This window comes from Chlorobium sp. (genome assembly GCF_036528655.1).
GTDB lineage: Bacteria > Bacteroidota > Chlorobiia > Chlorobiales > Chlorobiaceae > Chlorobium.
On sequence record NZ_JAIGND010000004.1, the window covers coordinates 23,025 to 36,442 of the forward strand.

Consider the following 13,418-nt stretch of genomic DNA (forward strand, 5'->3'; position numbering starts at 1 on the left):
GGAACCTGTCCCGTTTATCGAATACTCTTGTGTTGATTCTGGCATGATCTCCGGTATTTTCGTAGATTTATCTTTTGATAGTCAATAACCGTTTTATTTCCCGGCATATCTTTTTTATTTGCGGTTTATTGCGTCATAACCAGGATAACCGACACTCATTAACTCAACCATAAACACATGGAAGAGAGCGGCTCTGGCATTTTTTCATTGGAGCAGCTGGCGACGGCACTCAAACATGCCCGTGAACGTCAGAATGTTACTGTCGAGGAGGTCAGCAGGCATATCGGCATCGGCCGGGACATCATCGAAAAAATTGAATCGGGCGATTTCGATTTTCTGCCCGGTGTTTATGTTTTCGCGTATGTCAAGAAGTATGCCTCTCTGCTTGGCATCGGTAATGAAGAATACTTCAATAGTTTCCGCGAAGCTCTGCTCGGAAGGAAAGAATCACAGGCTTCGGTCTCCGCTGCCGTTTCCGAACATTCCGGAAAAAGCCTTTTTTACGAACGTACGGTTTCCGTCATGTCGCGTATGCAGGATCACGTAACTCCGCGCCGGCTGCTGGTCGTACTGACGGTGATTCTTGTATTGGCAGCTCTTTTCGTCATTCCCCGTTTTTTTCTTTCCGCTCCCTCAGTAACCGGCGTCAATGACGGTTCATCGGCAGATGCGCTGATCGAAGCCGATACCGCCGCCGTAGCCGAACAGGTTATCGATAAAGGGTTCATGCCGCTTCTGCCGCCTGCCGATTCGCTTGCCTCCGGGGATTCGGCTGCCGCAGATCGGCAGAACAGCCGGATTGCTTCGCTCGTCGCCATGGAAGCCGCCCGTTCAGCCGATTCAGCAAGGGTCATCAAGGCTGAAAAGCCGAAGGTGGGCAGGTTGCTTGAGGTAAGAATCATCGAGGATCAGACATGGGTAAAGGTCGTTGCCGACGACAGTGCACGGGTCTATGCCGGCGGACTGTTCAGTAAAGGAGAGGTTCTGCGTTTCACTGCGGAAAAGAAGTTCTGGATCAATATCGGGCGTCCATCTTACGTCGAACTTTACCTTGACGGTAAAAAGCTGCCGCCTTCAACGCAGAGAACCCTGATATTTCAGTAGTTTTCGTGATTCGTTCCGGCTTGGGCGCGATAATGAACGCTTCCGGAATATCGGACAAAATAAGTCTTTATTGGGGAATTAATAGAGATGGCAGATCATTCGTTATTTCTGTAATAAAAAACGGTACCAGCAGGAAGGGTTAACAGTCAGGAATGAGTGTTATGGGGAAGTTTTCGGACAGAATCGTCGTCGTAGGGGGTGCTGCAGGCAATGTCGGCAGGGCGGTTTCTGCGGTTTTTTATGAAGCCGGAGCTTCCCTTGCTCTCTGCGACCGTCATGCAGAGGGGCTACAGCAGACGTACGATGGATCGGATCGGGTTCTTGTGCTTGAGATGGATCTTGCATCGCAGGAATCGGCGGATCTGATGGTTGAGGATGTTCTGAGGACTTTCGGGCGGATCGATGCGTTTGTTGCGCTTACCGGGGGATTTTCAATGGGAACGCCTCTGCATCTGATTTCGTCAAAGGAGTGGGAGTCCATGATGCGGCTGAACGTCTCCACGCTCTCAAATGTCTGTCATGCCCTGGTGCCTCACATGCGCGAGCGGGGATATGGAAAGATCGTGACGGTCGGGGCAAGATCTGCGCTTTCAGGAAAGGCCCTGATGGGCGCCTATTGCGCGTCGAAAGCAACGGTAATCCGTCTTACCGAGACCCTTTCAGAAGAGAACAAGCATTACGGCATCAATGTGAATTGCGTCTTGCCGAGCATCGTCGATACGCCGCAGAACCGCAGGGATATGCCGGATTCGGATTTTTCGACCTGGGTTGCTCCCGATGCTCTGGCGGATGTTATTGTGTTTCTTGCATCCGACGCTTCCCGGGCGCTGCACGGAGCGGCTGTTCCGGTATACGGTCGCTGCTGACTATTGAAATAATTAATAAAACAAGGCCGATAATGAGAATATACGACAGCATCCTGCAGACGGTCGGAAATACTCCTCTTGTGCGTCTGCGGCGTCTGTGTGAAGGATGCCGCGCAGAGGTGCTTCTGAAGATAGAGTCATTCAACCCGATGTCGAGCGTCAAGGATCGCATAGCGGTAGCCATGCTCGAGGATGCCGAAAGAGCGGGACGTATAGGGCCGGGTACGACGCTCATCGAGCCGACAAGCGGCAATACCGGTATCGGGCTTGCTTTTGCCTGCGCAGCCAAAGGATATCGTCTCATGCTTGTCATGCCCGAGACCATGAGTATCGAACGGCGCCGCCTCATGCAGATTCTCGGTGCCGAGCTGGTTCTGACGGACGGATCGGGCGGAATGAAGCTTGCGATTGCCGAAGCGGAGCGGCTTGCCGCTTCGATTCCGGGCAGCCTTATTCTGCAGCAGTTCCGCAATCCTTCCAACCCTGCGGTACATCGCGCCACGACTGCCATTGAAATCTGGGAACACACCGACGGCATGGTGGATGTGTTCGTTGGCGGCGTCGGTACGGGTGGAACGATAACCGGCGTAGGAGAAGCGCTCAAGCAGCGCAAACCCGAAGTCCGGATCATTGCGGTCGAACCGGTCGATTCACCCGTACTGTCGGGAGGTCAGCCAGGACCGCATAAAATTCAGGGTATAGGTGCGGGTTTCGTTCCGGATATTCTCAATCGCTCGATAATAGACGAAGTGATTACCGTGACGCATCAGGCTGCCGGCGAAATGTCCAGAAATCTTGCAAGGCATGAGGGGATTCTGTGCGGCATATCTTCCGGTGCGGCGCTGCATGCGGCTGTAGGCGTAGCCATGCGTGAAGAAATGGAAGGAAAAACCATCGTTGTGCTTCTTCCTGACAGCGGGGAACGATATCTTTCCACCTGGCTTTTCGATGAGCTGCCGTGAATCTTGTTATATTTACGCGATTAACTGAAGAGTTTCAATTTCAAAACATGAAGTATTACTGCTGCCATGAAGGTCTATTTTGATCATAATGCCACCACTCCGTTGCATCCGGAAGTGAAAAAAGAGATGGCCGAAGCAATGGAGATGTTCGGCAACCCTTCGAGCATGCACGCCTGGGGGCGCGAGGCAAGGGCCAACGTAGAGGATGCCCGCGGAAAGGTCGCCGGGTTCATTGGCGCGACCCAGGATGAGGTCGTTTTTGTAGGCAGCGGATCCGAAGCCAACAATACAGTACTTTCCCTGTTTGTCTGTGCATCGAACATGTGCATTCCCGGCACCAGGATGCGAAGCACCATCATCACGACAAAAATAGAGCATCCCTGTGTGCTCGAAACCTCGGAGTGCCTCGCTCACAGGGGCGCCCGGGTGAAATACCTCGATGTCGACCGCTACGGAAAAGCAGATCTCGATCAGCTTGAAGAGATGCTTGGCGACGATGTCGGTCTTGTTTCGGTAATGATGGCAAACAACGAAATCGGCACGTTGCAGGATATTCAGACCATAGCAAAAATGGCGCACGAGAGCGGAGCGCTGATGCACACCGATGCCGTACAGGCGGTCGGCAAGGTTCCGGTAGACGTGAACCTGCTCGGCGTCGATTTTCTCACCATTTCCGCTCACAAAATTTACGGCCCTAAAGGTGTCGGGGCGCTCTATGTGAAAAAAGGCACTCCCTATTGTCCGTTAATCCGCGGCGGGCATCAGGAGCGTGGGAGAAGAGCCGGCACAGAGAACACGCTCGGCATTCTCGGGCTTGGCAAAGCTGTGGAGATGCGTGGGCAGGAAATGGAGGGGGAAGATCTGCGTTTTGCGGCAATGAAGTCCGCGCTGAAGAAAGGCATCGAAGAGCGGATCGACGATATCCATTTCAACGGTCACCCGCTCGATTCGCTCTCGAACACGCTGAACGTATCGTTTCCCGGGGCCGAAGGAGAGGCCATCCTGCTCTATCTCGATCTCGAAGGTATAGCGGTCTCTACCGGATCTGCGTGCGCTTCCGGCTCGCTCGATCCTTCACACGTGCTGCTCGCGACCGGCGTGGATGCCGAGCGCGCTCACGGCTCTATCAGAATCAGTCTCGGAAGGGGCAGTACCATGCAGGAGGTCGAGTATATGCTTGACGTTCTGCCGAGAACAATAACACGAATCAGAAACATGTCAACGGCATACATTAAAGGAGGAGCGCATGCTGCAAGCAGGTGAGTGGGCATACAGCGAGAAACTGAAAGAGCATTTCATGAGCCCGAAAAATATCATGCAGGGCGAAAATACCGATGAATTCGACGGCGTCGGCATGGAAGGCAACCTGCAGTGCGGCGACCAGATGATGGTCGTCATCAAGGTGGATAAAGAGAGCGAGGTCATTACAGACTGTCAGTGGAAGACCTACGGTTGCGCCAGCGCCATCGCCAGCACCTCCATACTTTCCGAAATGGTGAAGGGCATGACGCTCGACCAGGCATTCCAGATCTCTCCGAAGGATGTCGCCAAAGAGCTTGGCGGACTGCCGGATAACAAGATTCACTGTTCGGTGCTCGGCGACAAGGCGCTCAGGTCGGCCATAAACAATTACTATGTCCGCAACGGTATGGATGACAGGGTCAGGCAGGAGCAGGCGAAGACCGTATGCCAGTGCATGAGCATTACAGATCACGATATCGAGGAAGCCGTACTGGAAGGGGCCCGCACCTATTTTGAACTGCAGGAGCATACGAAAATCGGTACGGTCTGCGGACAGTGCAAGGATGAGGCCGAATCACTGCTTGAAAAGTTCAAGCATATTCATTTCGGGGTTTGATCGAAATCAAGTCAGGCTGCGGGAGGTTTTCCCTTTGAAAAGAGATCCGGCGAAGTTCCATATCCACACCTTCGGCTGCCAGATGAACCAGGCAGACAGCGATATTATCACGACGCTGCTCCGAAACGAAGGTTACCAGGCTGCGGCATCGGAAGAAGAGGCAGGCATAATACTGCTCAATACCTGCGCAGTGCGTGAGAATGCCGTCGAGCGCATTGCGCATTATCTCCAGCACCTGAAGGGGGTGAAGAAGAGATACCCCGATCTGCTTGTAGGTCTTTCGGGATGTATTCCGCAGTACCGGCGCGAAGCGCTTTTCGATGATTTTCCGCTGCTCGATTTTCTTGCCGGTCCGGACACCTACCGGGCACTGCCATCTCTTATCGCCGAAGCGGCATCAGGCTGCCGACGGGTCTCGCGACTCGATTTCGATACTTCAGAAACGTACGTCGGGGTCGAGCCCTCCAGGACCGGTTCGCTTTCTGCTTTCGTTCCGGTCATGCGCGGTTGCAACAATATGTGCGCCTTCTGCGTGGTGCCCTTCACAAGAGGCCGCGAACGCAGCCATCCCTCAGGGGCGGTGCTCAATGAGGTGCGCGCACTCTCCGAAAGCGGATGCCGTGAAATAACGCTGCTCGGCCAGAACGTCAACTCCTACTGCGATCCGGCTGCCGGAACGGATTTTGCCATGCTGCTCGATGCGGTCAGTCGCGAAGCTCCCGGCATTCGAATACGCTTTACGACCTCTCATCCGAAAGATATGTCGCGTTCGCTTGCAGAAACCATGGCGACAAGGCCAAACATCTGCAATCATATACACCTGCCGGTACAGTCAGGATCGACCCGCATGCTCGGCAGGATGAACCGCGGCCATACCATCGAGGAGTACCGGGACAGGATCGACATGATACGAAACATGATTCCCGGGATATCGTTTTCAACCGACCTTATAGCCGGATTTTGCGGCGAAACCGATGACGACCATCGGAAAACGCTTGAACTGATGCGCGATATCCGGTTCGATTCCGCATTCATGTTCTACTACTCGGTTCGTCCCGGGACGCTTGCGGCCCGCAGCATGCATGACGATGTTCCCGAAGATGTCAAGAAAAGAAGGCTTCAGGAGATCATCGATCTGCAGAACGCCATTTCCTCGGAACTGTTCGGCGAAGCGGTCGGCACGGTTGTCGAGGTGCTTGCCGAAACGGAAAGCCGTCGTTCTTCACTGCAGCTCATGGGCAGGACGGAAACGAACCGGGTCGTGGTGTTCGATCGCGGCCGGCAGAATCCGGGGGATCTTGTCAGGGTGAAGATCACGGGTTTCTCTTCGGCAACGCTCAGAGGCGACGCGCTGCCGAATTACTGAATGCTTTCGAAAAAGCTTATCCGCATTCGGCAGGTTTTTTTATCTTTACAGCGATTCGTAAATTAAAATTTAATCGAAAGCATTTTTTAACGCACCCGCATAATGTCAGTTGCCGTTCGACGACCCGGATTTACCGATAAACTCAGAGCCCACCTCGAGCTGCTCGATCCGGTAACCTGGATCAGTGTTTTTCCCTGTCTTGCCGGAGGGGTAATGGCATCGGGTGCCATGCAGGCCACCCTTCACGACTACCTGCTGCTTGCCTCCATATTTCTGCTCTACGGTCCGCTCGGTACCGGTTTCAGCCAGTCTGTCAACGATTATTTCGATCTTGAGCTCGACCGGGTCAACGAACCGACGCGCCCTATACCTTCCGGACGCCTGAGCGTGAACGAAGCGCTCTGGAACAGTATCGTCGTGCTGCTGCTCGCCATAGGTCTGGGGGTTTTTCTCGGTCTGTATATCGGCGGTGTGCGAGGTACGGTGATCATCGTCTCCATTCTGACCGCTCTTTTCGTTGCCTATATCTACTCTGCTCCGCCGCTGAAACTCAAGAAGAACATCATTACCTCAGCGCCTGCTGTAGGGTTTTCCTACAGCTTTGTCACTTTTCTTTCGGCCAATGCGCTGTTCAGCGAAATCCGGCCAGAAGTTATCTGGCTTGCCGGACTGAATTTCTTCATGGCCATAGCGCTCATCATTCTCAACGACTTCAAGTCTGTCGAGGGTGACAAGGAGGGCGGCCTGAAATCGCTGGCGGTCATGATCGGATCGAGGAACACGTTTCTCGTCTCGTTCACCATCATCGATCTGGTATTCGCCGTGCTTGCCTGGCTTGCCTGGAGCTGGGGTTTCACGGTCGCGGTCATTCTGGTGCTGATCGGCCTGGTATTGAACATCGTCATCCAGATACAGCTGCTGCGTGACCCGAAAAGCAGTATATCCTTTATGAAAGGCACCGTCGAAGACGGGTTCGGCAATGCCATCGGCAAGAGCGAAGTGCAGGAACACAACGCGTTCCTCCGCTATCAGGTCGCGAACAATATCCTTTTTCTTCTCAACAACCTGATAGTGGCCGGCATGATAGGCTCGAAATACATGTAATGTCCGCTCGCCGGGAGAACCGTCAGGCTTCCGGTATGTCTGGGTTTTTTTATTGTTTTTCCGCTCCAGTGAGACGTATTTCATAACCTCTAATCACTGATGTGCCATGCTCATGTCTGAAACCACCTTCTTTTCCCTTTCCCCTCTCTGGCATAACGTGCTGGTTACCCTGCTGACGTTCGTCTATGTATTCAGCGTACCTCCGCTTATGGACTACCTGGTAACCAACCACGGTCTGCCGAGGGATATCAGCAGGAAAATCACTCATATCTGCGCGGGTTCGGTCATCGTTTTTCTTCCGCTGTTCGTTGACGGAGACTGGTCGCAATATCTGAACATCACGGTGTTTGCCGTCTGGACCGTTCTGCTCGTCCAGAAAGGTCTTTTTGCTGCTGACGACGACCAGGCAGTGAAAACCATGACCCGTACAGGCGACAAGCGTGAACTGCTCAAGGGCACGCTCTATTTCGTACTGGTCGCCATGCTTTGCGGCACGCTCTATTACAAGACCTTCGAAGGCGTTCTGGCCATGGCCGTGCTGGGCTGGGGCGACGGCCTCGCTCCGGTGATCGGCACCCGGTACGGAAAAATGAAGTACCGGATTCTCAGCGACAAGAGCGTCGAGGGCAGTCTCGCTTTCCTTGCCGGAAGCGTTGCGGCAGGCCTCTTTTTCGTATGGTTCGTTGTGCCCGAAGCCTTCGATGCGGGAAAAATCCTGATAATAGCCCTCATTGCCACTATTGTCGAGGGAATGAGCCCCAAAGAGGTCGATAACCTTACCATTCCCGCCGCAGTGATTCTGTCGGCGCAGCTTCTCTGATGGATGGCACAACGGGAACGGGAAAGCATTTACTTCATCAGCGATATTCACTTCGGACTTCAGGTAGAAGGCGAGGAGCGGCTGAAGCTGGAAAAACTCGAACTGCTTTTCGCATTGATCAGGGAGGATGGTCGGGCGCTTTACATGCTTGGCGATATTCTCGATTACTGGATGGAGTTCCGTCACGTCATTCCCAAAGGGTTTACACGGCTTTTCTGTCTTCTCGGCGATCTTGCCGCCAGCGGAGTCGATATCGTCTATGTGGCCGGCAACCATGATTTTTATCTCGGCGAATTTTTCGAACGCGAGCTGGGTCTGAAAGCGACGCTTTACGGACTAAACAGTTTCGAATATGCAGGCCGCACCTTTCTTTTTGCGCACGGCGACGGGCTCGGCCAGGGCGACGTCGGGTACAAGGCGTTTGCCCGCCTTGTCAGAAACCGGTTCAATCTCGGACTGTTCACGGCATTCCATGCCGATCTTGGCGTCGCCCTGATGAAAAAACTCTCTTACCTGAGTCGTCATCACAAACCAGTCGATATTCCCAGGGAGTCGAACAGACTGTTAAATTTTGCCGAATCCATAGCCGCGGAACAAGAATTTGATTATTTTGTATGCGGACACAATCATGTCGAGGGAGTGCACCAGCTCAGGAACGGCGCATGCAGGTACGTCAATCTCGGTACCTGGATCGACGGCCGATACCCCTATGGCGTGTTCAGTCACGATGAGTTCCTCCTGAAGGAACTCTGATTTTTTTTCAACAACCGTTATTTCCGATATGAGCAATTCCGTTCTTAAGCTTGGTTTGCCGAAAGGCAGTCTGCAGGATTCGACTCTCGATCTTTTCGCCCATGCCGGCTTTCATTTTTCCGTCCAGAGCCGTTCTTATTTTCCGTCCATAGATGACGATGAACTTGAAGCAATCCTGATTCGGGCTCAGGAGATGGCTCACTATGTCGAACTCGGCGCGTTCGACGTGGGTCTGACCGGCAAGGACTGGATCATCGAAACCGATGCCGATGTGGTCGAGGTTGCCGATCTGGTTTATTCAAAAGCGTCCATGCGTCCCGTCCGCTGGGTGCTGGCCGTACCGGAAAACTCGCCGGTTCAGTCGGTCAGGGATCTCGAAGGCAGGCATATTGCGACGGAAGTGGTCAATATCACCAAAAAGTATCTCGCCCGACACGGCGTGAACGCTTCGGTCGAGTTCAGCTGGGGTGCTACCGAAGTCAAACCGCCCGATCTTGCCGATGCTATCGTCGAGGTTACCGAAACCGGATCGTCTCTCAGGGCCAACAAGCTCAGGATAGTCGATACCATTCTCGAATCCAACACCAAGCTTATCGCCAACAAAGCGTCATGGAACGATCCGTGGAAGAGGGAAAAGATCGAGAATATGGCCATGCTGCTTCAGGGCGCCATCAACGCCCAGGGCAAGGTCGGCCTCAAGATGAATGCCCCGAAAGGTTCGCTCGACACCATTCTTTCCATCATTCCCGCACTTCGTCAGCCCACGGTATCGCATCTTACCGACGAAGGGTGGGTTGCGCTCGAAGTGATCGTTACCGAAAAGATCGTTCGCAAGCTCATTCCCGAGCTGAAGCGCGCCGGTGCCGAGGGCATTTTCGAGTACGACATCAACAAGCTGATCGACTGAGGTTTTTTCGATCCAATTGATAACAGGGCCGCAATTGTATAATGGCGGCCTTGTGTTTATGATACCCACCATGCCGCTTCTTGCCTATCAGATTATCGTGCTGTTTTCGTTGCTGGTATTTGCCGGCATTCTGCTTTTCAACCTGTTCGAGCTTTCCCGTCTGCCCGACCTTTCCGGAGATTCCTCGTTCCTGCCGAAGGTGTCCATTCTCGTTCCTGCCCGAAACGAAGAGGCCGGCATCGAAGCCTGTGTTCAGTCTCTGCTTGGACAGAACTACCCGTCTTATGAGTTGATCGTGCTCGATGACGGTTCTTCGGATGCAACCCTCGACATTCTGCGTCGCATAGAGGCATCTGCAGGTGAGGCATCTGCAGGTGCGCGATTGCGCGTCGTTCAGGGAAAGCCGCTTCCGGAAGGGTGGCATGGAAAGGCCTGGGCATGCCAGCAGCTCGGCGACATCGCCGAGGGCGAACTGCTGCTGTTTACCGATGCCGATACCCTTCATGAACCCGATGCCCTTCGCCGCGCTGTCGAGGCGCTGCGTCAGAGCGGCGCGGACATGCTGACCCTTACTCCGTACCAGGAAATGCAGGGTTTCTGGGAAAAGCTCGTCATTCCGCTGGTGTACTTTATACTTATGTGCTATCTGCCGCTCCGGCTGGTGCGCACTTCCTCCAAAACCGCGTTCTGCTCGGCTATCGGGCAGTTCATGCTGTTTCGACGCGGCGCTTACCGCAGGATCGGCGGGCATGGCGCCGTCAGGGCGGACATCGTCGAGGATGTATGGCTATGCAAGGCCGTCAAGCAGGCCGGCTGCAACGTTGCGGTTTTCAACGGTATCGACGCAGTAAGTTGCAGGATGTACCGTACGCCCGGCGACATCATCCGGGGTTTTTCAAAAAACCTCTTTGCCGGTCTCGGCTACCACACTGCGGGCCTGTTTGCCCTCGTTGCCCTCACGCTGGCATTCCATGTTTTTCCATACGGTTTTCTTGCGGCGGCTCTCCTTCAGGCCGAGTTCTCTCTGCCCCTCTTTTTCATGCCGCTCTTTCAGGCCGTTCTTGCAATTATCTGCAGGCTGCTCATTGCACTGCGGTTTCGCCAGCCGGTCGCTTACGCAATCCTGCACCCTTTTTCGCAGCTCGTTCTTGCAGCCATAGCGCTCAACTCTTTCGCAATCGCACGCTTCGGAAAAGGCCCCCAATGGAAGGGAAGAACTTATCGTTTCAATGGGTAATGGGGAATGGGGAGTGGGTAATGGGTAATGGGACATATGGGACGAATGAAACCTATAGAACTTCCCGTAAAGGATTCTTGAAGCCTTTCATACGTCCTATATGTCCTATAAGTCCCATTTTTCTCACACCTCACTCTTCCCATATCCCTCACCTCTTCTTCGGGGAAGGTTATTTTTTTTCTTAAATTAAACAACTCGTCATAATTCATTTTAAAACAGAATCGATCATCATGGGGTTTCTATCAAAGATATTCGGTAAAAAGGAAGTCGAGCTCAAACGTCCCCAGGTCAGGGAAGACGAGGCACTGATCAAGACTCTCAAGGGCCACGAGGATCGGGTGCTTGGCGTGAGGTTCAGTCCCGACGGTAAAAAACTGGTAAGCGGGAGCTTTGACGAAAAAGTTATGCTGTGGGATGTCGAACGGGGTCAGGCTCTGCATACGATGGCTGGCCATACGACCTGGGTCAAGTGCGTCGATTACAGCCCCAATGGAGATAAAGTCGCAAGCGGCAGTATCGACAGCACGGTGAGAATCTGGGACGTTGCCACCGGAACATGCCTCCATGTCTGCAAGGGACACGATACCGAGGTTCGTATGATCGCATTCAGCCCGGACGGCAGAACGCTTGCAAGCTGTTCGCGCGATACAACCCTGAAGTTCTGGGACGTCGAGTCCGGAAAGGAACTTAAAACCGTGACCGGGCACAAATCCTATATCGAGTGCGTGGCTTACAGCCATGACGGTAAAAAAATCGTCAGCTGCGGAGAAGAACCGGTCGTGAAAATCTGGGACGTGGAAACCGGTAAAAACATTGCCAACTACAAAACCGGCGATACCCTTTCCCATTACGTGTCTTTCAGCCCGGACGACAGTCTGATAGCGCTCTGCGGACGCGACGCCAGGGTGAAGATTCTCGATGCATCGACAGGCGGGATACTCAAAGTGCTCGAAGGCCACGAAGACGGTGTGCGCAGCCTCTGCTTCAATCCCGAAGGCACTCTGTTGGCAAGTGCCGCAAACGATGAATCGGTCAGGCTCTGGGATGTCAGATCCGGCACTCTTCTGCACACATACCGGGGGCACACTCACGAGGTTCAGTCTGTGGATATCTCTCCTGACGGTCGGGTTATAGCCAGCGGAAGCGACGACTTCAAGATCAAGCTATGGGGCATCAAGTAACCTGCGCAGGCTTCGTTTCATTGAAAAAGCCCGGTAATGTTTCAGCCAATTACCGGGCTTTTTCCTTTTACAGAAGGGAATCCCTGCAACGTATGTTGAGCGATCAGAGCACAAGGCCGGACGGAGTCCCGACTTATCGAGCCAACGCGGCAGTATGGTTGCGTAATGACCTCTTCAGAGGTTCCCTCCGGGATGTTTTTTTTACGGTTTGACTGCCTGCAATCGACACGGGAGGAGTTCCGGATAAAGGGATTTTATATGATAATGATCGGTTCAGAAAAACAGTAACCCGATCCATGGGCGGTTTTAATGGGAATTCTGCAGCTCAAACCGTTTTTTTTACGACGTAAACGATGTATCAACGCGTCAAGAGAGCGGTTGCCGAATTCATCATTTTCATAATCGAGTGTTTTCAGGAGAACCTGACGTTCAACTATCTGGTTCGGAAAAGATGCGAGTTTTTCGATAAGATCGAATTCTTTTGCAGTCAATTGAATCAGTTCCCCTTCGGGCGTCAGCATCGACCAGTTGTTGCGCTGAAGCTGCCACTGCTTTTTTTCATGATCCGGCTCGGATTCGTTTTTCTCCTGCCCGATTCTGTTGACCGTGCCCGCATTAAGGCGTCCGAGAATGCTGGCTATGGAGGCCGACAATTCCGGAAAATCGACCGGTTTTGTCAGGTAGAGATCGGCACCGGATTCATAGGCGGTGACTTTGCTTTTCTGGGATGATTGCGCAGTCAGCATGATAATGCGCATGTCGGTATTTTTGCGGACGTATTCGGCAAGCACAAGGCCATCCTGATCCGGCAGGGAGATATCGAGAATAACCAGAAGATATTGCTCTTCGGCGATATTCAGATAGAACTCCAGCGCCGAAGAGACTCCTGTCACTTCAAAACCTGCAAGTGCAAGATACTCCATAATGCTTTCACGAAAATCCCGGTCGTCTTCTACAATGATGATGCGTTTGTTGTCCGCCATGAAAGCAGATACTTGGTTAACGTTATAAAATTATTACCAATATAGTTTTTTTACTCCGCATTATCGGGAAAGGGACAGATTTCATCCTTGTCTCTTTCGTGATTTCGTTACGTCCGATTTCTGCAGCCGCAGGCAGGCGCGGCACCGCAGGATGCCCGATGAATTATCCTTGTGCGTACCGCTTTCGTTCAGCGCTTCTGATTATTATCCTGGCAGGTATACTATCGCGCCTGGTTACCGACAGCTTTTCAAGCTGCCGGGATGAATGACGGTATCG

The 13,418-nt window shown here is 53.0% G+C and carries 13 protein-coding genes; 12 read left to right on the plus strand and 1 reads right to left on the minus strand.

Going from position 1 to position 13,418, the window contains the following annotated elements:
- Positions 1-177 precede the first annotated feature (177 nt).
- The 12 genes from K4305_RS01695 (at position 178) to K4305_RS01750 (ending at position 12,158) form a co-directional block, all read left to right on the plus strand.
- Positions 178-1,104, plus strand: a complete 927-nt coding sequence (locus tag K4305_RS01695) for a helix-turn-helix domain-containing protein (RefSeq protein WP_331560604.1) — start codon at positions 178-180, stop codon at positions 1,102-1,104.
- A gap of 161 nt (positions 1,105-1,265) precedes the next feature.
- Positions 1,266-1,970, plus strand: coding sequence for an SDR family NAD(P)-dependent oxidoreductase (locus tag K4305_RS01700; RefSeq protein WP_331560605.1), 705 nt, complete (start codon positions 1,266-1,268; stop codon positions 1,968-1,970).
- A gap of 32 nt (positions 1,971-2,002) precedes the next feature.
- Complete coding sequence (cysK, locus tag K4305_RS01705) at positions 2,003-2,932, plus strand: cysteine synthase A (protein WP_331560606.1); 930 nt, start codon at positions 2,003-2,005, stop codon at positions 2,930-2,932.
- 66 nt (positions 2,933-2,998) lie between these two features.
- A complete protein-coding gene (locus tag K4305_RS01710; RefSeq protein ID WP_331560607.1) occupies positions 2,999-4,195 on the plus strand; it encodes a cysteine desulfurase family protein in 1,197 nt (398 codons plus the stop codon).
- A complete protein-coding gene (locus K4305_RS01715; RefSeq protein ID WP_331560608.1) occupies positions 4,179-4,790 on the plus strand; it encodes an iron-sulfur cluster assembly scaffold protein in 612 nt (203 codons plus the stop codon). The genes K4305_RS01710 and K4305_RS01715 overlap by 17 nt, the downstream gene beginning before the upstream one ends.
- Positions 4,791-4,824: 34 nt before the next feature.
- Complete coding sequence (miaB, locus tag K4305_RS01720) at positions 4,825-6,156, plus strand: tRNA (N6-isopentenyl adenosine(37)-C2)-methylthiotransferase MiaB (RefSeq protein ID WP_331560609.1); 1,332 nt, start codon at positions 4,825-4,827, stop codon at positions 6,154-6,156.
- Positions 6,157-6,258: 102 nt separating this feature from the next.
- Positions 6,259-7,260 (plus strand): (bacterio)chlorophyll synthase, encoded by a 1,002-nt coding sequence (gene bchG, locus K4305_RS01725; RefSeq protein ID WP_331560610.1) that lies wholly within the window; start codon positions 6,259-6,261, stop codon positions 7,258-7,260.
- Positions 7,261-7,366: 106 nt separating this feature from the next.
- Positions 7,367-8,080, plus strand: a complete 714-nt coding sequence (locus K4305_RS01730) for a diacylglycerol/polyprenol kinase family protein (RefSeq protein WP_331560611.1) — start codon at positions 7,367-7,369, stop codon at positions 8,078-8,080.
- A gap of 3 nt (positions 8,081-8,083) precedes the next feature.
- A complete protein-coding gene (locus tag K4305_RS01735) occupies positions 8,084-8,833 on the plus strand; it encodes a UDP-2,3-diacylglucosamine diphosphatase (protein ID WP_331560612.1) in 750 nt (249 codons plus the stop codon).
- Between the two features lie 28 nt (positions 8,834-8,861).
- A complete protein-coding gene (gene hisG, locus K4305_RS01740) occupies positions 8,862-9,740 on the plus strand; it encodes an ATP phosphoribosyltransferase (protein WP_331560613.1) in 879 nt (292 codons plus the stop codon).
- A gap of 58 nt (positions 9,741-9,798) precedes the next feature.
- A complete protein-coding gene (locus tag K4305_RS01745; protein WP_331560614.1) occupies positions 9,799-10,977 on the plus strand; it encodes a glycosyltransferase in 1,179 nt (392 codons plus the stop codon).
- A 230-nt stretch (positions 10,978-11,207) separates the two neighbouring features.
- Positions 11,208-12,158 (plus strand): WD40 repeat domain-containing protein, encoded by a 951-nt coding sequence (locus K4305_RS01750; protein WP_331560615.1) that lies wholly within the window; start codon positions 11,208-11,210, stop codon positions 12,156-12,158.
- Positions 12,159-12,412: 254 nt separating this feature from the next.
- Here the strand turns inward: K4305_RS01750 and K4305_RS01755 are convergent, their stop codons facing one another.
- Positions 12,413-13,141 (minus strand): response regulator transcription factor, encoded by a 729-nt coding sequence (locus tag K4305_RS01755; RefSeq protein WP_331560616.1) that lies wholly within the window; start codon positions 13,139-13,141, stop codon positions 12,413-12,415.
- Positions 13,142-13,418 lie beyond the last annotated feature (277 nt).

Excerpts from the sequence above, each read along its gene's own strand:
- K4305_RS01695 (WP_331560604.1), top strand. The coding sequence starts at position 178 with ATGGAAGAGAGCGGCTCTGGCATTTTTTCATTGGAGCAGCTGGCGACG.
- K4305_RS01700 (WP_331560605.1), top strand. The coding sequence starts at position 1,266 with ATGGGGAAGTTTTCGGACAGAATCGTCGTCGTAGGGGGTGCTGCAGGC.
- cysK (WP_331560606.1), top strand. The coding sequence starts at position 2,003 with ATGAGAATATACGACAGCATCCTGCAGACGGTCGGAAATACTCCTCTT.
- K4305_RS01710 (WP_331560607.1), top strand. The coding sequence starts at position 2,999 with ATGAAGGTCTATTTTGATCATAATGCCACCACTCCGTTGCATCCGGAA.
- K4305_RS01715 (WP_331560608.1), top strand. The coding sequence starts at position 4,179 with ATGCTGCAAGCAGGTGAGTGGGCATACAGCGAGAAACTGAAAGAGCAT.
- bchG (WP_331560610.1), top strand. The coding sequence starts at position 6,259 with ATGTCAGTTGCCGTTCGACGACCCGGATTTACCGATAAACTCAGAGCC.
- K4305_RS01730 (WP_331560611.1), top strand. The coding sequence starts at position 7,367 with ATGCTCATGTCTGAAACCACCTTCTTTTCCCTTTCCCCTCTCTGGCAT.
- K4305_RS01735 (WP_331560612.1), top strand. The coding sequence starts at position 8,084 with ATGGCACAACGGGAACGGGAAAGCATTTACTTCATCAGCGATATTCAC.
- hisG (WP_331560613.1), top strand. The coding sequence starts at position 8,862 with ATGAGCAATTCCGTTCTTAAGCTTGGTTTGCCGAAAGGCAGTCTGCAG.
- K4305_RS01745 (WP_331560614.1), top strand. The coding sequence starts at position 9,799 with ATGATACCCACCATGCCGCTTCTTGCCTATCAGATTATCGTGCTGTTT.
- K4305_RS01750 (WP_331560615.1), top strand. The coding sequence starts at position 11,208 with ATGGGGTTTCTATCAAAGATATTCGGTAAAAAGGAAGTCGAGCTCAAA.
- K4305_RS01755 (WP_331560616.1), bottom strand. The coding sequence starts at position 13,141 with ATGGCGGACAACAAACGCATCATCATTGTAGAAGACGACCGGGATTTT.